This is a genomic window from Mesorhizobium sp. WSM3224, assembly GCF_000427725.1.
Classification (GTDB): domain Bacteria; phylum Pseudomonadota; class Alphaproteobacteria; order Rhizobiales; family Rhizobiaceae; genus Mesorhizobium.
This window is the reverse complement of the sequence record NZ_ATYO01000001.1, coordinates 466,190-489,004: the sequence shown is the minus strand read 5'-3', so window position 1 is coordinate 489,004 and position 22,815 is coordinate 466,190. Positions and strand designations below refer to the sequence as shown.

Sequence of the window (22,815 nt, the reverse complement as noted above, 5' to 3'; positions counted from 1 at the left end):
TTTTTATTGTTGCTTTGAAATTGAGCCGATTAGGAGATCAAATCAACCCCAGCACTTGGCGAGGCCTTCCTTGGTGTCGATGGATTCTACGCCCGCGGCAGGCTTGTCGGTGATCAGCGTCACGCCGGTGTCGAAGAAATCCTTGCCTTCGGTCGGCTTGGGCTTCGTCCCGTCCTTGGAGAAAGCGGCGATCGCCTCGATGCCGAGCGAGGCCATCAGCAGCGGGTATTGCTGCGAAGTGGCGCCGATCACGCCCTCGGCAACATTCTTGACGCCGGGACAGCCGCCGTCGACCGAGACGATCAGCACGTCCTTCTCCTTGCCGACCGCTTTCAGCGCCTGGTAGGCGCCGGCCGCCGCCGGCTCGTTGATGGTGTAGACGACATTGATATCCGGATCCTTCTGCAGGCAGTTCTCCATAGCAGTGTGGCCGCCATCTTCATTGCCGCTCGACAGATCGTGGCAGACGTTGCGTGCGTCGGTTTCGTCGCCGATCTTCTTGGGATCACCGAGGTCGATGCCGAAGCCCTTCATGAAGCCTTGGTCGCGCTGCACGTCGACCGAGGGCTGGCTGGCGATCAGATCCATGTAAGCGATGTGGGCATCCTTGGCCTTGTCACCCAAGGTGGCCTTGGCCCAGGTGCCGATAAGCTCGCCGGCCTTGAAATTGTCGGTCGCAAACGTTGCATCGGCGGCGTCGGCGGGCTCAAGCTGCGTATCTAGCGCAATCACCAGCACCCCCGCATCGCGCGCCTTCTTCACCGCCGGCACAATCGCCGCCGTGTCGGTGGCGGTAATCAGAATGCCCTTGGCGCCATCGGCGATGCAGGATTCGATCGCCGCAACCTGGCCTTCATTGTCGCCTTCCGCCTTGCCGGCATAGGACTTGAGGTCGACGCCGAGTTCCTTGGCCTTGGCGCTCGCGCCCTCCTTCATCTTGACGAAGAAGGGGTTGGTGTCGGTCTTGGTGATCAGACAGGCACCGACGCCGGCGGCCGATGCGGACGAAGCGAACGCCATCAGGCCCAACCCGGCCGCCATGAACACGGTGGACTTAAGCAGTGATTTCTTAGTCACGATTTTCCTCCCAGTGGAACCATTCCGGACGCCGGCACCCGGCGCCTCAAGTGCATCCAACCATTTCTCCCAGCCTGGACGCCACCTCAAAAAACACCAGTCCGAGGCGCCTGTCAATAATTAAATCACTCTTATTTATTATTGACAGGCTTGCGTCGTTCACTCATTCTGAACGAAAAGCCATCAAGGGAAACTGACGGGAGGAACAGGGTGGAGACCGGCATTGCGAGGCACGGTTCGCCCGAGGCTTTGGAAGGCCGGCTGCATCGCGGCACCAACCAGAGCGGCATGCGCGACCACAATGAGCGGCTCGTGCTGTCACTGGTGCGCCAGCATGGCAGCCTGGCCAAATCCGACATTGCGCGCATGACCGGGCTTTCGGCCCAGACCGTGTCGGTCATCATGCGCGAGCTCGAGCAAGACAAGCTGCTCGTGCGCCAGGCGCCGCAACGTGGCAAGATCGGCCAGCCCTCGATCCCGATGGCGCTCAACCCGGAAGGCGCCTTTTTCATCGGCCTCAAGATCGGCAGACGCTCGGCCGAGCTCGTGCTGATCGACTTCCTCGGCAATGTGCGCGCCATGCTGCAGCATTCCTACCGCTATCCCGCACCGCGCGAGACCGTCGAGTTCGTCACCGCCGGCATCAAGACGATGCGCAACGAGCTGACGCCGTCGCAGGACAAGCGCATTGCCGGGCTCGGCATCGCCATGCCGTTCGAACTGTGGAACTGGGCCGACACGGCCGGCGCACCGCGCGAGATCATGGAGGAATGGCGCCATCGCGACATCCGCACCGACATCCAGGCGCAATGCGAGTTCCCCGTCTACCTGCAGAACGACGCGACTTCGGCCTGCGGCGCCGAGCTCGTCTTCGGCCAGGCGGGCGCGGCGCGCGATTTCGTCTATTTCTACATCGGCGCCTTTGCCGGCGGCGGTATCGTGCTCAACGGCCGTCTTTACGGCGGACCGAAGGGGAACGCCGGCGCGCTCGGATCGATGCCGGTGCCGGGGCCGGACGGCAAGCCGACGCAGCTCATCGACGTCGCCTCGATCGCGATGCTGGAGAAGGCGCTTTCCGCCAAGGGCATCGACGGCTCCTATCTGTGGACCTCGCCGCAGGAATGGGGCGACATCGGTGCCGAGCTTGACAAGTGGATCGCCAGCGCCTCGCGGGCGCTTGCCTATGCCATCGTCGCGGCCTCGTCCGTCATTGATTTCGAAGCGGCGGTGATCGACGGCTGGATGCCGCCCGACATTCGACGCCGGCTTGTCGAGGCAATCAGGCAGGCCATCGCCGGCATCGACGCCGAGGGGCTGAAGCTGCCCTTCGTGCGCGAGGGCACCGTCGGGATCCATGCCCGGGCGCTGGGCGGCGCGAGCCTGCCGCTTTCCGAGCGCTTCCTGATCGGGCCGAACACGTCCTGGGGCGCCTGACCATGCTGATCGGCATCCCGTCGCTGCTCGGCCCTCAGTTCCTGGCGACACTGCGGGCAATGGGCCATGGCGACGAGATCGCGATCGTCGATGGCAATTATCCGGCCGAGGAACAGGCGCGGCGGCTGATACGCGCGGACGGCCATGATGTCATTGCCGTCCTCGACGCCGTGCTCAGCGTGCTGCCGGTGGATGAGGCGGTGCCGGAGGCTTTATTCCGTGCCTCGGTGAAGGGCGACCCAGCGCTGGCCGATCCTGTGCACCGTGAGATGGAAGCGGTCTGCGCCAAGCGCGCGCCGGGCCACAAGGTGGTTGCGCTGGCCGGGTCCGACTTCTATGCACGCGTCAAGGCCGCGCATGCGATCGTGGCGACCAGCGAACCCCGGCTCTTTGCCAACATCATCATCCGCAAGGGCGTGATCCATCCGCCGGAGACCAAGACGACATGATCCTTTGCTGTGGCGAAGCCCTGATCGACATGCTGCCGCGCACCACGACCGAAGGCGAACTGGCCTTCGCGCCGTATGTCGGTGGCGCGCTGTTCAATTCGGCGATCGCGCTCGGCCGGCTGGGCGCACCGGCCGGCTTTTTTTCGGGCCTGTCCTCGGACCTGTTTGGCGGCCAGCTTCGCGAGGCGCTCGGCGCGAACAAGGTCAGCTCTACCTACGCGCACACGTCGCCAAAGCCCACAACGCTCGCCTTCGTGCGGTTGAACAACGGCCAGGCGACCTACACCTTCTATGACGAGAACACCGCCGGGCGCATGCTCGCCGTCGAGGATCTGCCGAATCTGGGTGCCGAGATCGAGGCGATGCTGTTCGGCGCGATCAGCCTGATCTCGGAACCGGCGGGATCGGCCTATGAGGAATTCATGCGGCGCGAGCACGATGGCCGGGTGATGATGCTCGACCCCAACATCCGGCCGAATTTCATTCCGGACAAAGCCAGGCATCTGAGGCGCATCCGCGAGATGATGGCGATGGCCGATATCGTGAAACTCTCGGACGAGGACCTCAAATGGTTCGACGAAGCCGGCTCGCATGAGGACGTGGTGCGCAACTGGCTGGACCGCGGGCCGAAGCTGATCGTCGTCACCCATGGCAGCGAAGGCGCCGTCGGCTACAGCAAGGCGCACAAGGTCACGGTCGTGCCGCGGAGGGTCAAGGTGGTCGATACCGTCGGCGCCGGCGACACGTTCAATGCCGGCATCCTCGCCTCGCTGCACGAGCAGGGCCTGCTCACCAAGGCGGCCATCGGCAACCTGCCTGAGGACTCGATCCGCAAGGCGCTGGAACTCGGCGCCAAGGCGGCGGCCGTGACGGTTTCACGGGCCGGCGCCAACCCGCCCTGGCGGCACGAAATCGCCTGATCCAGCATCGGAATGGGCGTGAAACCGCCCTCGCCGACCAATCACTTTATGTTTCCCAACTACGGAATGGTGCAACAAGAGACGCCGGAAACGCCTCGCAAGGCTCGGATTTCCGGCTTTTTCAGGCATTGCGCCGGCAAAACCGGTAACAGGCTGCGACACATCGGCAATTTGCCTCGGACCCGGCCGGCTTTCTCAGCCGCGCCAAGTCTGTTACCAGCGGACCGGTTTTATTGGAGCGACGTGCGTCCGCGGGCCGCACAAAAGTACGCTCCAGGACTTTTGTGAACCCATTCGAGGCCAACATGCAGTTCATCGATCTTGGCGCGCAGCGCGAACGTATCCGCGACCGGCTGAAGGCCGCTATCGACCACGTCGTCGAGGACGGGCGCTATATCCTGGGACCGCAAGTTACCGAATTCGAAAACAAGCTTGCGGCCTATATCGGCGTCAAGCATGTCGTCGCCTGCGCCAACGGCACCGATGCGCTGCTTCTGCCGCTATTTGCCGCCGGCATCGGTCCGGGCGACGCAGTGTTCGTGCCGAGCTTCACCTTCGCCGCGACGGCCGAAGTGGTGGCGCTGGCCAAGGCTGAACCGGTCTTCGTCGACGTCGACCGCGACGGCTACAACATCGACATCGCCAGCCTCGAAGCAGCGATCGAGATGATCAAGAAGGAAGGCCGGCTGAAGCCGAAGGCGATCATCCCGGTCGACCTGTTCGGGCTTGCCGCCGACTACGGTGCGATCATGGAGATCGCCAGGCGCGAGAACCTCCTGGTGATCGAGGACGCCGCGCAGTCGATGGGCGGTTCGGCCGACGGCCAGTCGATCGGCGGTTCCGCCGACGCCAAAATGTGCGGCGCCTTCGGCCATGTCGGCTCGACGAGCTTCTATCCGGCAAAGCCGCTCGGCTGCTACGGCGACGGCGGTGCGATGTTCACCAATGACGGCGCGCTTGCCGACAAGCTCCGCTCCTTCGCCTTCCACGGCAAGGGCGAGACGCAGTACGACAATGTCCGCGTCGGCATCAATTCGCGCCTCGACACGCTGCAGGCAGCGATCCTGATCGAAAAGCTCGCCATCCTCGAGGACGAGATGGTGGCGCGCCAGGCGGTCGCGGACCGCTATGCCAAGGGGCTTGGCGACATCGTCAAGGCGTCGCGCAATCTCGGCCATGGCCGCTCGGCCTGGGCGCAATATGCGATCGAGACGCCGAAGCGCGACGGTCTGAAGGCGCATCTTGGCGAAAAGGGCATTCCGTCGGTAATTTACTACGTGAAGCCGCTGCACGAGCAGATCGCCTACAAGGATTATCCGCGCACGCCGACCGGCCTCGCCGTCTCGGAAGAGCTGCCGAAGCAGATCCTCTGCCTGCCGATGCACGCCTATCTCAGCGAAGCCGACCAGGACCGCATCATCGAGACGATCCGCAACTATATCGGCTCGAACTCGGCGCATGTCGCGGCGGCGTAAGCCTGAAAAGTCAGCGCCAGGCACCCCCCTCTGTCCTGCCGGACATCTCCCCCTCAAGGGGGAAGATTGGCAGCTTCAGCGATCCGCTTACTCTTTCATCGTTGAAGGTTGGCGAAAGCCGGCATGACATCTCATCTCCCCCCTCGTGGGGGAGATGTCCGGTAGGACAGAGAGGGGCGCTGTCCCGCCGGCATCAATAATTAGCAACGTTAAGAATTACGTCACCTTCCCGCTCGCAATGAAATGCGGGTTGGCGAAATCGCTGTCGTTGGCCTGGTTGCGCTTGCCGTAAACCAGCGGCTCGCCGTCCAGCGTGCGGGTCATGCCGCCGGCGGCGCGCAGCACCGCATCGCCGGCCGCCGTGTCCCATTCCATGGTGCGGCCGAAGCGTGGATAGACGTCGGCTTCCGCCGCGGCGAGCAGGCAGAATTTCAACGACGAGCCGACCGAGACGATCTCGGCGACACCGAGATCACGGATGAAGGCGTCGGTTTCCGGCGTGTTGTGCGAGCGGCTGGCGACGACGGCGAGCGGCGTGACCCCGGCCCGCACGCCGATCGGCCGACGGCCGGCAATGCGATAGTCGCCGTCGATCTCCAGTGCCTCGGCCTTGCCGGGCCGACCAGTGAAAAAGCGTCCAGTGCAAGGCGCGTAGACGACGCCGATTTCCGGCACGCCGTTGCGGACGAGCGCGATGTTGACGGTGAAATCGGTGCGGCGGTTGACGAATTCCTTGGTGCCGTCGAGCGGGTCGATCAGGAAGAAGGCGCCGTCGAGATCGGGCGTGGCGACGCCCGCCGCAACTTCTTCCTCTGCCACGCAAGGGATGTCCGGATAGGCGGCACGAAGGCCGGCGAGGATGATCTTCTCGCTTTCGCGGTCGGCTTCCGTCACCGGCGAGGAGTCGGCTTTGCTGTCGACGGCGCAGCCGTCATGGAAGACGCGCATCACCTCGCGCCCGGCATCGAGCGCCAGTCGCTCGAACACGCCGAGCATGGCCTCGTCGTCAGATACCGCCGCCATTGTCGTACTGGTCCTCGGCAATATCGCGCTCATTCAGCCAATGCTCCAGGGCTTCCGCCATCTCTTCCGGCTTCTTGCCGAGCGTCTTCAGATGGATTTCCGGATTCTGCGGCGCCTCATAAGGCGAATCGACGCCGGTGAAGTTCTTGATCTCGCCGCTCAAGGCACGCGCGTAAAGGCCCTTCGGATCGCGGCGGGCGCATTCCTCGAACGGCGTGTCGACAAACACCTCGACGAACTCGCCCTCGGCCATCAGCTCGCGCGCCACGCGTCGCTCGGCGGCGAAGGGCGAGATGAAGGAGACGATGACGATCAGGCCGGCATCGGCCATCAGCTTGGCCACTTCGGCGACGCGACGGATGTTCTCGACGCGGTCGGCATCGGTGAAGCCGAGATCGCGGTTGAGGCCGTGGCGGACATTGTCGCCGTCGAGGATGTAGGTGTGACGGCCGGACGCGAACAGCTTCTTCTCGAAGAGGTTCGCGATGGTCGACTTGCCGGAGCCGGAGAGCCCGGTGAACCAGAACACGGCCGGGCGCTGGTTCTTCAGGTCCGAGCGGCCGCGCTTGCCGACGTCGAGCGACTGCCAGTGGATGTTTTCCGCACGGCGCAGCGAATGCAGGATCATGCCGGCGCCGACGGTGGCGTTGGTGATGCGGTCGATCAGGATGAAAGCGCCGGTGGTGCGGTTCTCGGCGAAAGGATCGAAAGCGATCGACGCCCTGGTCGAGATGTTGCAGACGCCGACCCCATTCATGTCGAGCGACTTCGCCGCCTCATGCGCGAAATCGTTGACGTTGACCCGGTATTTCAGATCAGTGACCGTAGCGCTGACCTGGTCGGTTTCGGTGCGCAGGATGTAGGAGCGGCCGGGCAGCAGCGCCTGCTCATCGAACCAGACGATGTTGGCGGCGAACTGGTCGGCGACCTGCGGCCGCGCCGCCGGCGACACCAGCATGTTGCCGCGCGACACCTCGACCTCGTCCTCGAGAACGAGCGTGATCGCCTGGCCGGCGACGGCCTGCTCCAGGTCGCCGCCCTGCGCGACGATGCGTTTGACGCGCGACGCCCTGCCGGACTTGGCGACGACGACTTCGTCGCCCTGCGCGACCCTGCCCGAGGCGATGGTGCCGGCAAAGCCACGGAAGTCGAGGTTCGGCCGGTTCACATATTGCACCGGGAAGCGGAACGGCAGCTCGACCGCGGCCTCGTCGACCGACACGGTTTCGAGATGCTCGATCAGCGACGGTCCGGAATACCAGGGCGTGCGCTCCGAGCGGCTGGTGACGTTGTCGCCGAAGCGCGCCGACATCGGGATCGGGACGACGCTCACGAAGCCGAGCGCCTGCGCGAACGCGCCGTAGTCGGCGACGATCTGGTCGAACACGCCTTTGTCGAAGCCGACGAGGTCGATCTTGTTGACGGCGAGCACGATGTGGCGGATGCCGAGCAGCGAGGCGATGATCGAATGGCGCCGGGTCTGGCGCAGCACGCCCTGGCGCGCGTCGATCAGCACGATGGCGAGGTCGGCGGTCGAGGCCCCGGTCGCCATGTTGCGGGTGTACTGCTCGTGGCCGGGCGTGTCGGCGACGATGAACTTGCGCTTCGGCGTGGCGAAGAAGCGGTAGGCGACATCGATGGTGATGCCCTGCTCACGCTCCGCCTCCAGCCCGTCGACCAGCAGCGCGAAGTCGATGTCGTCGCCGGTGGTGCCGTGCTTGCGCGAGTCCTTCTCGAGCGCGGCGAGCTGGTCCTCGAAAATCTGCTTGGTGTCGGAGAGCAGGCGGCCGATCAGCGTCGACTTGCCGTCGTCGACAGAGCCGCAAGTGAGGAAGCGCAGCAGCGACTTCTTCTCCTGCGCGGCCAGATAATCGCGAACGCCGTCGGTGGGGGCGAGGCTCTTGGCCATGATGTGGCGCATGGTCAGAAATACCCCTCGCGCTTCTTCTTTTCCATCGAGCCCGCTTCGTCGCGGTCGATCAGGCGCCCCTGCCGTTCGGAGGTGCGCGCGGTCAGCATCTCGCCGACGATGGCTTCGAGCGTGTCGGCTTCGGATTCGATGGCGCCCGTCAGCGGATAGCAGCCAAGCGTGCGGAAGCGCACCAGCCGATCCTGTACGATTTCGCCGGGGCGCAGTTTCATGCGCTCGTCGTCCCGCAGGATCAGCATGCCGTCGCGTTCGACGACCGGCCGTTCCTTGGCGAGATAGAGCGGCACGATCGGGATGTTCTCCTGCAGGATGTACTGCCAGATATCGAGCTCGGTCCAGTTCGACAGCGGGAAGACACGGATCGATTCGCCCGGCGCGATGCGGGTGTTGAAGATCTTCCACATCTCTGGCCGCTGGTTCTTCGGATCCCAGACATGCTGGGCATTGCGGAAAGAGAATATACGTTCCTTGGCGCGCGACTTCTCCTCGTCGCGGCGGGCGCCGCCGAAAGCGGCGTCGAAGCCGTATTTGTCGAGCGCCTGGCGCAGCGCCACGGTCTTCATCACATGGGTATGGGTGTTGGAGCCGTGGTCGAATGGATTGATGCCGTCGCGAACGCCGTCCTCGTTGACATGGACGAGCAGGTCGAAGCCGAGCTTCTGCGCCATCTGGTCACGAAACGTGATCATCTCGCGGAACTTCCAGGTGGTGTCGACATGCAGGAACGGGAACGGCGGCTTGGCGGGGTAGAATGCCTTCATCGCCAGATGCATCAGCACCGAGGAATCCTTGCCGACCGAATAAAGCATCACCGGCTTGGAAAAAGACGCCGCGACCTCGCGGAAGACGTGGATGGATTCGGCCTCGAGCCGCTGCAGATGCGTGAGCGCGATATTCATGGACTGTCGAGCGTTCTCTCGTGCCGTCGGGCGGAAATCTTGCGTCGCAGGCGCAATCTTATGCCGCCCGGGCGCAAATTTCACTTTGGACAAACTGTTTCGTGCGGGCGTTCTAACAGATCGGCGCTGGCGATAACAATGCAAGACGCGCACGGCGCGGGGGGATTAAGGAACGAATTTTCCAAGCGAGGGCGGCAAACAGGAAAATCCTGCCAGGGCGGTCCAAACGCGGAAGCGAGGAAAAGCCGCGGCTTTCCGGCCAGTCCCCATCTGTCCCCGCTCTTTGCCCAGGTCGAGGATTTTTGTCGGAACATCGGCGGCCGCCCTTTCGCAGAACGGCGCCAGCCGCTATACGGGCTCGGGGAACGGGCAAGGCGCGGCAAACGGAGTCTGTCTAGGCAGCCATCGGGCTGACATCACGGAGCCGGGCGCAACCTGGAAATTGCGAAGCAAGCATTTGAACCCGTTCACAACGCTCCGGCGCCATCTCACGCCCGCACAGATCAATTTCTATTTCTCGATCGTCTGCTTCTTTTCGCCGCCGGTGCTTGGATCGTTGGTCAGCATCGCTTTCAATGCCGGTGGCGTGTGGTCCGCGATGCTGCTCGCCACGAAACGGCGGCGCTTCAACATCGACCGGCCGATGCTCGCCTTGACGGTGGCGATCTATGCCTATTGCGCGGCCATGATCCTCGCTTCGATCGTCAACGGCACGCTGGCGGCCGATCTGCGGCTGTTCCTGCCGCTGATTACCTTGCTGCTTTTCCCCATCTCCTATTCGACATGGAGCATCACCGAGAAGGCCACGCTGGCGCGCATCGCCATTCTGGCGAGCACCGCGGCCTGCTTCGGCGCGCTGGCGATCGCCGTCGCCCAGTATTATGGGCTCGGCACGAGGGCCGAGGGCGGTGCCGGAAATGCGATCGTCTTTGCGACCGTTACCTGCCTTGCCGTCATGCTATGCCTGGCCGGCGCGCTGTCAGGCATCGAGAAGCGCTGGAAGCTGCTGGTCCTGGCGGCGATGGCCGGAGCCATGGCGATCGTCTATTCGGCGTCGCGCATGATCTGGGTGGCCGTGCCGATTGCCGGCATCGTCGTCCTTTTCGTCAATCGCCGCCGGTTCACCAACGCCAGCGTGGCGCGCTTCGCGGTGATCGGCGTTGCGGTCGCCCTGGTGATTGCCGCGGTCGGCTCCCGCGTCATCTTGGATCGAACCGACTTCCTGGTCAGCGACTGGGATGCGCTGAACGCCAATGGCGACCATTCGACGGCGCTCGGTCTGCGGGTGGCGATGTGGGAAATGGGCGTCAGCGCGTTTCGCGAGATGCCGATTTTCGGTCATGGCATTTCGGCCAGCCGGGCGCTGATGAAGCAGGGGTTTCAGGACCAGTTCGGCCTGCGCCAGGGTTTCAGCCATTTCCACAATGGCTTCCTGACGGCGCTGGTCGAGGCCGGCCTGCTGGGAGCGCTCGCCCTGGCGTCGATCTTCGTTGTTGCCGCCTGGAACGCGGCAAGGACTTTACGCCTCAGTGCCGATCCGGTGGAGCGGTTCGGCGCGACGATGGTCCTTGTCGCGGTCATCACCTATCTCACCGGCGGAATGACCGGCATCCTCATCGGCCACGATATCCTCGACGCGACGCTGATGGTGTTCCTGATTTCGGGAACCTATCTTGCGTCCGGGCGAATGATAGCACCGACCGGGAAGAGCGCGCCCGCCATGGCGCCGGGCGCCAGCCCGCAACCATGAAGGTCCTGGTCACCGGCGCAACAGGCTTCGTCGGACGCCGGATCGTGAGCCGGTTGCGCGAGGACGGATTTGACATACGCATCGCGTCGCGCCTGCCGCAACGGCTGGCGGGCGCGGACGATGCAGCCGCGCTGCCGGGCGCCGATGCGCCGGAAGAAGCCTTTCTGGCGCTGATGCGCGATGTGACGCATGTCGTCCACTGCGCGGCGCTCAACAATGATCGAAGCGCCGCCGAGGCCGGCTTCCAGGCCGTCAATGCCACATTGACCGGACGGCTTGCCCAGGCAGCGGCCGCGCGCACCGGCGGGCGCTTCATCTATCTCTCCTCGATCCGCGCCGTCGCGGGTGCGGGCTTCAACGGCACTGTCGACGAGGCCACGCCCCCTGACCCGCAATGCGCCTACGGGCGCTCCAAGCGCGAAGGCGAGATCGCAATGCTGGAGGCTTTTGCAAAGGCTGGACGCGACGGCGCGACGGCGCTGCGGCTGCCGCCGGTCTATGGCGAAGGCATGAAGGGAAATCTGCGCGGGCTGATGCGGCTCGCAGACACCGGCTTGCCGCTGCCCGCAGCCGCCTTGACGGCGGTTCGCTCGCTGATATCGGTCGACGCTGTGGCCGGCGCCGTGGCGCATCTGCTGACCCGCCCCGTGCCGCCGCGTCCAACCTACATTTTGGGCGATGCTTGCCCGGTTGCGATGTCTGAAATCGCCACCGCATTCCGGCGCGGATACGCCCGGCCGGCCAGGCTTGTCCCCATACCGGTGTGGCCGTTCCGGCTGCTGGCTACGCTGCTCGGCCGGCAGGCGTCGTGGCAGGCTTTGATGGCGACACAGATCTGTGACCCGTCGCTGCTGGCCTCGGAGGGCTGGATGCCGGAAACCGGCACGCTTGGCCGGCTCGAGGAACTGGCACGACAGGCCGGTTAGGAAACGTGCAAGCGTCCGAAATTGCGTCAAACAAGAATAGAGCGGTTCGCCGTTTCCGTGGGACGCTCTATGCGCGGTAGAACGTACCCAGCAATATCTTGAGGTCCAGGCCGATGGAGGCCGCCTTGATGTAGGCCGCATCGGTCTCGGCGCACAGTTTTGGATCCGACATGTCGATCCCCTTGATTTGCGCCAGCCCGGTGATGCCCGGCAGCACGGCGAGCACGCCCAGTTCCCTGCGCCGCTCGATCAGTTCCGTCTGCGTCGTCAGGCATGGACGCGGCCCCACAAGGCTCATCTCGCCCTTGAGCACGTTCCAGAGCTGCGGCAATTCGTCGATCTTGGTTGCGCGCAGCACCTTGCCGACCGCGGTCACCGAACCGGCCGGCGCCTCGTGGGTGGGCAAGGACGGCGTTTCCCGGCGCATCGTGCGCAATTTGCGGCAAGCAAAAAGCGCGCCGTCCCGGCCGACGCGGATTTGCGAGAAGATGGCGGGGCCGGGCGACGTCGCCCGGATCGCCAGCACGGCGACAAGCACAATCGGCGACGTCGCCGCCAACATCACCGCCGCGACACTGAGATCAAGGGCCCGCTTTGCCGTCACGGTCCATATCCGATGGCGCAAGCGGAACAAGAGCGGCGCATCCTGCCGATATTCGGGTACGCTCTTCTGGCGGTTGCGCATGGGCAAGACAGGCTAAGCCGTTTGCCCTGCCGCTGCTTTCGGCACGTTGGGCTCGGGAATGTTCCGGTCCTGGTACAGGCCTGCCAGCACCGCGAGCGCCGCTGCCTTGTCCTGATCGCGGATGGCTGCCTGCAGCGCGGTCAGCCCCGCCTGGATTTTCGGCCAACCCACGACCTCGCTCCTGAGGCCGAATATCTTGGCGATGTCGAGCTTGACGACCTCTTCGTTCTCGCCATGCAGCGTCTCGTGCAGCTTCTCGCCGGGCCTGATGCCGGTGAAACGGATCGGAATATCGGTGTAGGGGCTTTTGCCGGCCATGCGAATCATCGTTTCCGCGACTTCGAGGATCGGCACGGGCTTGCCCATGTCGAGCATGTAGATGGCGTAGTCGTCCCTGCCCTGGCGCTGCTCGGCATCGGCGGCCGACATGATGACGAGATCGACGGCCTCGGCCACGGTCATGAAATAGCGGGTCATGCGCCGGTCGGTGATGGTGACCGGCCCGCCAGCCTCGATCTGCGCCTGGAAGATGGTCGCCACCGAGCCGTTGGAGCCGAAGACATTGCCGAAGCGCACGGCGATGAATTTGGTACCTGGATGGCGACCCGTGGCATCATTGCCGTTCAGTCGGCCGCCATTCGACGCGGACGGATGCGCGGCGTGCGTCTCATGCAGCGAGGCGACGATCTGCTCGGCCGCCCGCTTGGTGATGCCAAGCACCGACGTCGGATCCACCGCCTTGTCGCTGGAGATGAGCAGGAACTGCGGGACGCCACATTTGGCGGCGACTTCGGCGCATGCAAGCGTGCCGAAAACGTTGGTCTCGATCGCCGCCTCCCAGTTCTCTTCCAGGATCGGCACATGTTTCAGCGCGGCGGCATGGAAAATGATCGCGGGCTCGAACTCCCTGACAAGGCGCATCATCTGGCGCCGGTCGGTAACATCGACGATGCGGCTGGATAGCCGGTTACGCTCGCTTTCCTCGACCATCTGATCGAGCTGGAAAATGCCGAACTCGGAATTGTCGGCCACCAGCACCGCCTCGGCCCCTAGCTCCAGCGAGCGCTTGACAAGCACGCGGCCGATGGAGCCGGCGCCGCCCGTCACCAACACGCGCTTGCACTCGACGAAGGCGCCGATGCGCTCGATGTCGGTGGCAACGGCCGAACGGCGCATGATCGTTTCCATCTCGACCGTATCGAGAACCAGCTTGCCGCCCTGCCCCAGCTCGGAAAGTCCGGAAAACTGAACGACGGTGATGCCGCTGTGACGGGCAACACGCACCAGCTCGGCATAGTCCTCGATCTCGCGCTCGGCGCCCTTGCCGAAGATGACGAAGTCGAGATTGTCCGTTCCCCTGACATATTCTTCCAGAACATCGACCAGGCGCGGGCGGACCGCCACAACGGGAACGCCCTGGATCTGCGTGCCGAGCGGAGCATCGCTTTCGGTCGCCATGATGCCGGCGATGGCATACTCCGCCGGCACGGCCGCGCGGGTGAAGCGGACGATCACGTCAGCCTCGCTCAGCCGGCCGATAAAGAGCGCCTGGCGGATCGGCGCGCCACCGGGGGCGCGGCGCAGGATGCGCCAGCTCGCGCCATCGCGAAGGAAGCGGTAGTAAAGTCTCGGCGCCGAAATAATAGTGAAGGAGACGAGGAAAAAGACAATGAACTGGCGTTCGTTGAGGCCGGAGACGGGCTGCAAAAACGAGCGGAAGGCGAGCGAGGTCAAATAGAGGACCACCGTCAGTATTCCGCAGCCCTTCAGGATGTTGAAGAAATCGGGCGTGGAAGCAAAGCGCCACACAGTGTTGTAGAGGCCGCAATATCTGAACAGCAGATGGGCGACAAGTACGATGACCGTCCAGCAGGCGAGCCCGCCATAGGACAGCGCGTCAAACGAAAGCCGCGACTGCGACAGGATCAGACTCAGCGCCACAGCGACCAGGACCATGACGAGATCCTGGATCATGATGATGGCGCGCCGCATCTTCGGTCGGAGTCCCGATACGGCTTCTACATAGGACGTCATAGGGTGGCACTGAACTCCAGGCGCGGGACACAGCCACCCGAACAGCGCCGGATCAACAGCGTCCGCCGCCACTCTAGATTGCAAGTCCCTGACCCCCATACCCCGTATCGCAATAGCGCGGAGTCGGGCGCATCGCCAGAGGTTTTTTGTTCATATTGCGTCGTAGAGCTGACGAAGCGACCAGACGCTGCCATCTGCGGGCCCCGCGTCTACCTTGAAACCGCCGTTCCCGACGCCTCTCCTGGCTGATTCATCGCCTTGAGCTGTCTTTTCATGGTGTCAGATTGCTGTGAGCCTATCCCTTCACGATGCCTGTGGCACGAGCCCTCCATTGAGGTCCCTAAACCGCACTGTCGGCAATGATACGAGCTACGACAGCTCCGCTCGACTCCCGCCAATCCGGCACGCTCCAACCGAACGCTGCCGCGAATTTCGCGTTCGACAGCCGCGAGTTGGACGGCCGCCGTGCCTTTGTCGGATAATCGGCTGTGGCGATATCGCGGATGTGGGCATGCGGACCGCCAAGCGCCCGGCTCATATCCAGGATGTGACGGGCAAAGCCGCTCCAGTTGGTCTCGCCGGTACCGGCCAGGTGATAGACACCGAAGGTGGTGTCCTTTTCCCGATCGAGGATAACCGCCGCCTGCAGGATCGCGTCGGCAATGTCGAGCGCCGATGTCGGATTGCCCCACTGATCGGCGACCACCGCAATCTCGTCACGGTCGCCAGCGAGCCTCAGCATCGTCTTGACGAAGTTCTTGCCGAACGGGCTGTAGACCCAGGCCGTGCGCAGGATGAGATGGCGCGGATTGGCCGCCGCGACAGCCTGTTCGCCAGCGAGCTTGGAGGCGCCATAGACACCGAGCGGCGCCGTTGTGTCCGTTTCAACATAGGCGCCGTCCTTGGTGCCGTCGAAGACATAGTCGGTCGACAGATGGATGACGGGAACGCCGAGCTTCCTTGCCGCCTCGGCGACCTTGCCGGCGCCAACGGCGTTGACGGCGAAGGCCATATCGTTCTCGTCCTCGGCCTGGTCGACGGCGGTGTAAGCGGCGGCCGAAACGACAATATCCGGTCTTGCCGCCTCCAGCGCCGAAAATACCGTGTCGGGCCGCGCAAGGTCCAGCGCCGGTCGACCTACGGCAACGACTTCGACGTCACCACGGGCCGCCTCGACAAGGCTGGCTGCCACCTGCCCGTCTCGCCCGGTGACGGCGAGCCTCACGCAGTTTCCTTCCTGCCTTCAGCCTGGCCGTGGCCCAACCGCTCGCCGGCGTAGCGCTGTTCGCGGATCGGCCCCCACCACCATTTGTTGTCGAGATACCAGTCGACGGTCCTGGCCAGGCCGCTGTCGAAATTCTCGCGCGGGCTCCAGCCGAGATCTCGCGCGATCTTGGAGGCGTCGATCGCATAGCGGCGGTCATGGCCGGGGCGGTCGGTGACGAAGGTGATCAGACCGCGGTAGCTTGCGCCGCCGGCGCGCGGGCGCCTGAGGTCGAGCAGGTCGCAGATCGTCTCGACGACGGAGAGATTGGTGCGCTCGGAATTGCCGCCGACATTGTAGCTCTCACCCGGCTGTCCCCTGGTGGCGACCAGTTCAAGGGCCCGCGCGTGATCCTCGACGAACAGCCAGTCGCGCACATTGGCGCCGGCGCCGTAAACGGGCAGCGGCTTCTCGTCGAGCGCGTTGAGGATGACCAGCGGGATCAGCTTTTCCGGGAAGTGATAGGGGCCGTAATTGTTCGAGCAGTTGGACAGCACCACCGGCAGGCCGTAGGTCTCATGCCAGGCCCGCACCAGATGGTCGGAGGCGGCCTTCGACGCCGAATAGGGCGAAGACGGCGCATAAGGCGTTTCCTCGACGAACATGCCGCCATCGAAAGGAAGGTCGCCGAACACTTCGTCGGTCGAGACATGATGGAAGCGGAAGCTGCCTCGGCGAGCCTCCGGCAGCCCGCGCCAATATTCCAGCGCGGCATTCAGGATGCGATAGGTGCCGACGATGTTGGTCTCGATGAAAGCGCCGGGGCCGTCGATCGAACGGTCGACATGGCTTTCGGCGGCGAGGTTCATGACGATGTCGATGTCGTCATGGCGCAAAATGTCGAGCATCGTGCGCTCGTCGCAGATGTCGGCTTGCTGGAAACGGTAATTGTGGGCGTTCTCGATCGGCCGAAGCGACGCAAGATTGCCCGCATAGGTGAGCTTGTCGAGATTGGTGACGCGATAGGCCGGGTTGGCGCACAGATGCCGGCAGACGGCAGAGCCAATGAAGCCAGCGCCGCCAGTGACCAGGAAATTCAGCCCGCCCTCTTGCCTCACGCGAAAACCTCCGCACTGCTGAGCAGTGGCGCGTTGCGATCCTTATCCGAGAGCTGGAAGCCGCCGGCAAGCGACGGCCACGCAATACCAATGGCGGGGTCGTCGAAACGGATCGACCGGTCATGCTCCGGCGAATAGGTATCAGTGACCTTATACAGAATCTCGGTGTCCGGCACGAGCGTGACGAAGCCGTGCGCGTATCCCTTCGGCACCAGAATCTGGTTTCCCTTCTCGGCCGAGACCTCCAGCGCCGACCATTTTGCAAAGGTCGGCGAAGAGCGGCGGATATCGACGACGACATCGAGGACACTGCCCCGCACGACGCGCAGCAGCTTGTCCTGGGCGCGCGGCGGCAGCTGGTAGTGCAGCCCGCGCAACACGCCAGCCGCAGCGGAATAGGAATGGTTGTCCTGCACGAAGACGAGATCGATGCCAGCTTCGGCGAAGCGTTCGGCATTCCAGGTCTCGCTGAAAAAGCCGCGCGCGTCGCCGTGCCGCTTCGGCACGATCTCCAGCACGCCGTCGAGGCCGAGCGGCCTGACCTCAAGCACCCTGATCCTCCATCAGATCGGCGACCCGCCTGCGCAGATAGGCGGCATATTCGTTCTTGCCGAGGCGCGCCGCGCGTTCCAGAACCTTGTCGGCGCCGAGCCAGCCCTGCTCGAAAGCTATTTCCTCGGGGCAAGCGACCTTGATGCCCTGGCGATGTTCGATGGTGCGCACGAAGAATGACGCTTCATGCAGGCTGTCATGCGTGCCGGTATCGAGCCAGGCATAGCCGCGGCCAAGCCGGTGGACCTGCAGCTCCCCGCGTTCCAGATAGGCATTGTTGACCGCTGTGATCTCGAGCTCGCCGCGCGCTGACGGCCGGATCGTGGAGGCGATGTCGACAACCCTGTTGTCGTAGAAATAGAGCCCGGTGACGGCCCAGTTGGATTTTGGCTTGAGCGGCTTTTCCTCGATCGTCAGCGCCTTGCCGGTCGCCTTGTCGAACGAGACCACGCCGTAGCGTTCCGGGTCCTCGACATGGTAGGCGAAGACCGAGGCTCCGCTCTCGCGCGAGGCCGCCATCCGGCAGAGCTTGGACAGCCCATCACCGAAATAGATATTGTCGCCGAGGATCATCGAAACATTGTCCTTGCCGATGAAATCGCGGCCGATGATGAAAGCTTCGGCGAGGCCATTGGGTTGCGGTTGCTCGGCATAGGAAAGCTCAAGCCCGAATTCCGAGCCGTCCCCGAGCAGAGCCTGAAAGACCGGCAAGTCGCGCGGCGTTGAGATGACCATGATCTGGCGTATTCCCGAGAGCATCAGCACACTCAGCGGGTAATAGATCATCGGCTTGTCGTAGATTGGCAGGATTTGCTTGGAAACCGCTATTGTAAGCGGATAGAGGCGCGTTCCGCTCCCGCCGGCCAGGATTATTCCCTTCAACAGGCTCTCCGTCGAGCTGCCGGGGCATGCCCGGCTGTCGAGCCGCCCGCGGTAGAGTTTCGTGTATCAGCTCGTTCGTTTATGCCGCACCATGTACTAATATCGGATTTAATGCCCTCGTTATAGTCGCTTCCGATCCACAATCGGCAAGTATGGGCGGGGCGGTCATCGATCAGACGCGCCACGCAAGCCAGGCACGAAAAAGCAGGCGAGGTTCAGCCGGCCGGCTTTTTTGTCGTTCGCGATCAGCTGCGCTTGATCAGCGCCCACACGGCCGGCACAAGGCTGGCGGCCAAAGCCACCTTGATCAGGTCGCCGACGATGAAGGGCAGGACGCCGAACTGCCAGGACTTTTCCGGTCCGATGAGCATCGCCAGCCAGGCAAAGCCCATGGCCATCATGATCACCTCGGCGGTCAGCATGGCGCCAAACAGCTTGAACGGATTGCGGTCCCAGCCGCGATCGGCGGCCCAGCCGGCGATTGCCGCCATGACCACGAAGCCGGCGAGATAGCCGCCGGTGGAGCCCAGCATATAGGCGATGCCGATGCCCTTTTCCGGCGTGCCCTGGAAGACTGGCCAGCCAAAAGCGCCTTCGGCGAGGTAGAGAAGGAGCGTCGCGACCGCCAGCCGCAGGCCGAATGCCGAGGCGATCAACAGCACGGCGAGCGTCTGCAGCGAGATGTCGACCGGGCCGAGCACCACCTTCGTCTTGGCTGAAAGCGTAAGCAGCAGGGTTCCGGCGAGCGCCAGGAAGAGCTGCGTGGCGAGCCGCGCGGCGCCCCGATCCGGCAGGGTGAGAGAAACAAGCGGGCGCATCGTGATTGCAGTTGCCATGGTCTTCCCCATTCTGGCTGATTGGCTGGCTTTTAAAGCGCATCGTGCAGAAACGGATTCAGGCGACGCGCTTTAAAAATTTGTCTCGATGCATGTCGTTCTCCCAAAACCGCTGCGCACTTTTGGGCGACATGCATTGATTTTCCTATATTGGCTTCCGTCTCGGGCGGCAATCATTTTGCCACGTTGTAACGGAGTCCGGCATGGCGCTTGAATTCGACACCAGCTTCGACCCGGCTCACGGCCGGGCGGTCACGGTCGCGCCGGATGTGCTGCGCATCACCGCCAGAAACCCCGGCCCATTCACCTTCCACGGCACCAACAGCTATCTCGTCGGCCGCGATACGCTGGCGGTGATCGATCCAGGGCCGGAAGACGACGCCCATCTCGAAACGCTGCTCGCGGCGATCGCTGGCCGCCCGGTCAGCCACATCTTCGTCAGCCATACCCATCGCGACCATTCGCCTCTGGCGGCGCGGCTGAAGGAGCATACCGGCGCGCCAATGCTTGCCGAAGGCCCGCATCGGCCGGCTCGCGCCTTGCGCATCGGCGAGGTCAATCCGCTCGACGCCAGCGCCGACCTAGCTTTCGTTCCCGATGTCGCGCTGGCCGACAATGCGCTGACCCAGGGCGACGGCTGGGCAATCCGCACGGTGCTTACGCCCGGGCACACCGCCAATCATGCCGTGTTTGCCCTAGAGGGAACCGGCACCCTGTTTTCAGCCGACCATGTCATGGCGTGGTCGACCTCGATCGTCGCGCCGCCGGACGGCGCCATGGCCGATTATATGCGCTCCCTCGACAAGCTTTTGGCGCGCGACGGTCGTTTGCTGCTGCCCGGCCATGGCGGACCCGTGACTGCGCCAGGCAGGTTCATGCGCGGCCTGAAGACGCATCGCAAGATGCGTGAAAGAGCGATCCTGGAGCGCATCCGCGCCGGCGACCGCACGATCAAGGAAATGGTCGCCGCAATCTATCGCGACACCGATCCTCGGCTGCACGGCGCCGCTGGGCTTTCGGTGCTCGCCCACCTCGAGGATATGGTCGCGCGCGGCCTTGTCGCAACCAACGGCGAGCCTGCAATCGACGGCGTTTTCGTGCCTGCCGGCTAGGTCTATTCGGCCGGCGCCGCGCCGACCTGCCCGGCGACCTGCTGGTCGAGCTCGCCAAGGAAATCCGTGATGCGGGCGGCATTGTCGCCCAGATCGTAGCGGCCGTAGCGCGAGGCCGAGCGCATGTCGACGATGACCTGCTCGCCGTCATCGGTGACGCGAATGGCGACGTCGGCCGGCAGTCCGAGCACAAAGCCCCTGGCCAGCGCATTGATTGTCGCCTCGCTCTGCCCGTTGATATCGGGATAAGGCGCCGTCAACTGCCAGTCGCGGCGATCAAGCACGGTTTCGACAGCGTCGACGACGGTTTCGAAAGGCAAATTGTAGCTGCGCCCGCTGACCAGCGGATAGGCATCGGCCTGCAGGCGCTGTTCGCCCGGCGTCGGCGGCGGCAACTCGTTCATGTCGCCGGTGCGGTCGCTGGTATCCAGCGCCGGCGGATCGTCGAGATCGGTCGAAATGTCGCGCAGCGGCGGATAGATCGTCGCCCAGTAGACGGCAACGCCGTAGGGTGCGAGCACCAGAAGCGCCAGCAGCGCGCCGATGCTGAGATCGCGGCCGCCGCGATCGCCTAAACTCCAGACCCGCGACAGGCCGAGGCCCGCCAGAAACAGGGCAAGCGCGGCAAGTAGCGCGACGACCGCGAGCACCCACAGAAAGGGCGGTGTCTCGACGAGATCGAGCCGGTAAGCGGCAACGACGGTGAGCAAAAGGACGAGCGAGAATGCCCCGATCCGCCGCGACCAGCCGGCCGCCTGTGACGTCTGCCGTTCAGGAATAGATGCCATTGTTTGCCGTATCGTCCCAACCCGGGCCGAGAGTTAGCTGTTTTTAGCGCGGGCTTGAAGCCAAAAGATTGAACATTTTTCGTCAATCGGTCGGCAGGCGATAATCCTTGAACTGGTCGCGCAAACTGGTCTTCTGGATCTTGCCGGTGGCGGTGTGCGGAATTTCGCCGACGAAGGCGACGTCGTCCGGCATCCACCATTTCGCCACCTTGCCGCTCATGAAGGTAAGGATGTCGCCCTTGCTCGGCTCTCTGCCGGGCTTGCGCACGACGACGAGCAAGGGCCGCTCGCCCCATTTGGAATGCGGGATGCCGATCGCCGCCGCCTCCGCCACGTCCGGGTGGCCGACGGCGAGATTCTCCAGATCGATGGTCGATATCCACTCGCCGCCGGACTTGATGACATCCTTGGCGCGATCGGTGATCTGCATGTAGCCGTTAGCGTCGATATGGGCGACATCGCCGGTGTCGAACCAGCCGTCGGCATCGAATTGCGCGGCGCCGACGCCGCCATAATAGGCGCGGGCCACCGCCGGACCGCGCACCTTGAGGTGCCCGAAGGTCTTGCCGTCCCAGGGCAGCGCGTTGTCGTCGTCGTCCGTCACTTTCATTTCGACGCCGAAAGGCGGAAAGCCCTGCTTGCCCTGGACATCCAGGCGCGCCTCGCCGGCCAGCGTCTCATATTGCGGCTTCAGCGTGCAGAGCGTGCCGAGCGGCGACATCTCGGTCATGCCCCAGGCATGCACCACCTGCACGTCGTAATTGTCCTGGAATTTGGCGGTGATTGCGCGCGGACAGGACGCCCCGCCGATGACGACCTTCTTCAGATGGGGCAGCTTCTTGCCGGTCTCCTCCAGATATTGCAGCAGCATCATCCAGACGGTCGGCACCGCGGCGCTGAACGTCACCTTTTCAGTGTCGAGCAGTTCGTAGATTGAAGCGCCGTCCATCTTGCAGCCAGGCATCACCAGCTTAGCGCCGATCATCGGCCCGCTCTGGCCGAGACCCCAGGCATTGGCGTGGAACATCGGCACAACCGGCAGGATCACATCGCGGGTCGATATGCCCATGGCATCGGGCATGGCGGCCATCATGGCGTGAAGAACATTGGAACGGTGGCTGTAAAGCACGCCCTTCGGGTCGCCTGTCGTGCCCGAGGTGTAGCACATGCCGGCGGCGGTGTTCTCATCGAACGTCTTCCAGGTGAAGGTGCCATCGGCCTCGGCCAGCCATTCCTCGTAAGCGACGGCATTCCCCAGCGACGTTTGCGGCATATTTGCCCGGTCGGTGAGAACAATCACCAGCTTCAGCGATCGGACCGCGCCGGCGATCTTTTCCAAGAGTGGCACGAATGTCAGGTCGACGAAGATCGCCTTGTCCTCGGCATTGTTCATGATCCAGGCGATCTGCTCGGGAAACAGCCTCGGATTGAGCGTGTGGTAGATCGCGCCGATGCCCATGATGCCGTACCAGGCCTCGATATGCCGTGCCGTGTTCCAGGCAAGGGTCGCGATGCGGTCGCCGAGCCTGAAGCCGTCGCGATCCAGCCGCTGCGCCACCTTGAGCGCCCGGTGATGGATTTCGGCAAAGGTCGTGCGCACGATCGGGCCTTCGATCGAGCGCGACACCACCTCCCGGCTGCCGTGCTGGCGTTCGGCATGGTCGATCAGCTTGTGGCAAAGCAGCGGCCATTCCTGCATCAATCCGAGCATCTGTTCCTCC

The 22,815-nt window shown here is 63.9% G+C and carries 20 protein-coding genes; 7 read left to right on the top strand and 13 right to left on the bottom strand.

The genetic code is table 11. The features are described 5' to 3' along the window. Nucleotides 1-42 precede the first annotated feature (42 nt). On the bottom strand, nucleotides 43-1,041 hold the full coding sequence (locus tag YU3_RS0102330) for a sugar ABC transporter substrate-binding protein (protein ID WP_036257683.1): 999 nt from the start codon (nucleotides 1,039-1,041) through the stop codon (nucleotides 43-45). A 246-nt stretch (nucleotides 1,042-1,287) separates the two neighbouring features. On the opposite strand from YU3_RS0102330, the gene YU3_RS0102325 reads away from it, so the two are divergent. The 4 genes from YU3_RS0102325 to YU3_RS0102310 all read left to right on the top strand — a co-directional run bounded on the left by YU3_RS0102325 (nucleotide 1,288) and on the right by YU3_RS0102310 (nucleotide 5,355). Beyond that, a complete protein-coding gene (locus tag YU3_RS0102325) occupies nucleotides 1,288-2,511 on the top strand; it encodes an ROK family transcriptional regulator (protein ID WP_027164723.1) in 1,224 nt (407 codons plus the stop codon). Between the two features lie 2 nt (nucleotides 2,512-2,513). Further along, nucleotides 2,514-2,960 (top strand): RbsD/FucU domain-containing protein, encoded by a 447-nt coding sequence (locus tag YU3_RS0102320; RefSeq protein ID WP_027164722.1) that lies wholly within the window; start codon nucleotides 2,514-2,516, stop codon nucleotides 2,958-2,960. Next, the gene (locus tag YU3_RS0102315; RefSeq protein ID WP_027164721.1) at nucleotides 2,957-3,880 is read left to right on the top strand and encodes a carbohydrate kinase; all 924 of its coding nucleotides are present in this window, start codon (nucleotides 2,957-2,959) and stop codon (nucleotides 3,878-3,880) included. The genes YU3_RS0102320 and YU3_RS0102315 overlap by 4 nt, the downstream gene beginning before the upstream one ends. A gap of 305 nt (nucleotides 3,881-4,185) precedes the next feature. Beyond that, on the top strand, nucleotides 4,186-5,355 hold the full coding sequence (locus YU3_RS0102310; protein WP_027164720.1) for a DegT/DnrJ/EryC1/StrS aminotransferase family protein: 1,170 nt from the start codon (nucleotides 4,186-4,188) through the stop codon (nucleotides 5,353-5,355). Between the two features lie 216 nt (nucleotides 5,356-5,571). Here YU3_RS0102310 and cysQ read toward each other — a convergent pair whose 3' ends face one another. From cysQ to cysD, 3 genes are read right to left on the bottom strand one after another with little or no spacing between them, the layout of a single operon-like run. Then, on the bottom strand, nucleotides 5,572-6,351 hold the full coding sequence (cysQ, locus tag YU3_RS0102305) for a 3'(2'),5'-bisphosphate nucleotidase CysQ (protein ID WP_027164719.1): 780 nt from the start codon (nucleotides 6,349-6,351) through the stop codon (nucleotides 5,572-5,574). Nucleotides 6,352-6,361: 10 nt separating this feature from the next. After that, complete coding sequence (gene cysN, locus YU3_RS0102300; RefSeq protein ID WP_027164718.1) at nucleotides 6,362-8,299, bottom strand: sulfate adenylyltransferase subunit CysN; 1,938 nt, start codon at nucleotides 8,297-8,299, stop codon at nucleotides 6,362-6,364. A gap of 2 nt (nucleotides 8,300-8,301) precedes the next feature. Then, on the bottom strand, nucleotides 8,302-9,207 hold the full coding sequence (gene cysD / locus YU3_RS0102295) for a sulfate adenylyltransferase subunit CysD (protein ID WP_027164717.1): 906 nt from the start codon (nucleotides 9,205-9,207) through the stop codon (nucleotides 8,302-8,304). Between the two features lie 457 nt (nucleotides 9,208-9,664). Between cysD and YU3_RS0102290 the strand changes: the two genes are divergently transcribed. Together YU3_RS0102290 and YU3_RS0102285 are read left to right on the top strand one after the other, a co-directional pair. Then, a complete protein-coding gene (locus YU3_RS0102290; protein ID WP_036257682.1) occupies nucleotides 9,665-10,957 on the top strand; it encodes an O-antigen ligase family protein in 1,293 nt (430 codons plus the stop codon). After that, the gene (locus YU3_RS0102285) at nucleotides 10,954-11,883 is read left to right on the top strand and encodes an NAD-dependent epimerase/dehydratase family protein (protein WP_027164715.1); all 930 of its coding nucleotides are present in this window, start codon (nucleotides 10,954-10,956) and stop codon (nucleotides 11,881-11,883) included. Before YU3_RS0102290 ends, YU3_RS0102285 begins: the two co-directional genes overlap by 4 nt. Before the next feature lie 67 nt (nucleotides 11,884-11,950). On the opposite strand, the gene YU3_RS0102280 is transcribed toward YU3_RS0102285, so the two are convergent. The 7 genes from YU3_RS0102280 to YU3_RS0102250 form a co-directional block, all read right to left on the bottom strand. Continuing rightward, a complete protein-coding gene (locus YU3_RS0102280) occupies nucleotides 11,951-12,487 on the bottom strand; it encodes a lipid carrier--UDP-N-acetylgalactosaminyltransferase (protein WP_036257802.1) in 537 nt (178 codons plus the stop codon). 93 nt (nucleotides 12,488-12,580) lie between these two features. Then, complete coding sequence (locus YU3_RS35865; RefSeq protein ID WP_051333818.1) at nucleotides 12,581-14,602, bottom strand: nucleoside-diphosphate sugar epimerase/dehydratase; 2,022 nt, start codon at nucleotides 14,600-14,602, stop codon at nucleotides 12,581-12,583. Between the two features lie 340 nt (nucleotides 14,603-14,942). Then, entirely contained in the window at nucleotides 14,943-15,827 is an 885-nt protein-coding gene (gene rfbD, locus YU3_RS0102270) for a dTDP-4-dehydrorhamnose reductase (RefSeq protein WP_027164713.1), read from the bottom strand. Next, the gene (rfbB, locus tag YU3_RS0102265) at nucleotides 15,824-16,906 is read right to left on the bottom strand and encodes a dTDP-glucose 4,6-dehydratase (RefSeq protein ID WP_027164712.1); all 1,083 of its coding nucleotides are present in this window, start codon (nucleotides 16,904-16,906) and stop codon (nucleotides 15,824-15,826) included. Before rfbB ends, rfbD begins: the two co-directional genes overlap by 4 nt. A gap of 14 nt (nucleotides 16,907-16,920) precedes the next feature. Then, complete coding sequence (gene rfbC / locus YU3_RS0102260; RefSeq protein WP_027164711.1) at nucleotides 16,921-17,475, bottom strand: dTDP-4-dehydrorhamnose 3,5-epimerase; 555 nt, start codon at nucleotides 17,473-17,475, stop codon at nucleotides 16,921-16,923. Continuing rightward, the gene (rfbA, locus tag YU3_RS0102255) at nucleotides 17,468-18,358 is read right to left on the bottom strand and encodes a glucose-1-phosphate thymidylyltransferase RfbA (RefSeq protein ID WP_027164710.1); all 891 of its coding nucleotides are present in this window, start codon (nucleotides 18,356-18,358) and stop codon (nucleotides 17,468-17,470) included. Before rfbA ends, rfbC begins: the two co-directional genes overlap by 8 nt. Before the next feature lie 245 nt (nucleotides 18,359-18,603). Further along, a complete protein-coding gene (locus YU3_RS0102250) occupies nucleotides 18,604-19,194 on the bottom strand; it encodes a biotin transporter BioY (RefSeq protein ID WP_027164709.1) in 591 nt (196 codons plus the stop codon). Nucleotides 19,195-19,397: 203 nt separating this feature from the next. Between YU3_RS0102250 and YU3_RS0102245 the strand changes: the two genes are divergently transcribed. Beyond that, entirely contained in the window at nucleotides 19,398-20,306 is a 909-nt protein-coding gene (locus YU3_RS0102245) for an MBL fold metallo-hydrolase (protein ID WP_027164708.1), read from the top strand. 2 nt (nucleotides 20,307-20,308) lie between these two features. Here YU3_RS0102245 and YU3_RS0102240 read toward each other — a convergent pair whose 3' ends face one another. After that, entirely contained in the window at nucleotides 20,309-21,094 is a 786-nt protein-coding gene (locus YU3_RS0102240) for a DUF1499 domain-containing protein (protein ID WP_027164707.1), read from the bottom strand. A gap of 82 nt (nucleotides 21,095-21,176) precedes the next feature. Next, a complete protein-coding gene (locus tag YU3_RS0102235; protein ID WP_027164706.1) occupies nucleotides 21,177-22,805 on the bottom strand; it encodes a fatty-acid--CoA ligase in 1,629 nt (542 codons plus the stop codon). Nucleotides 22,806-22,815 lie beyond the last annotated feature (10 nt).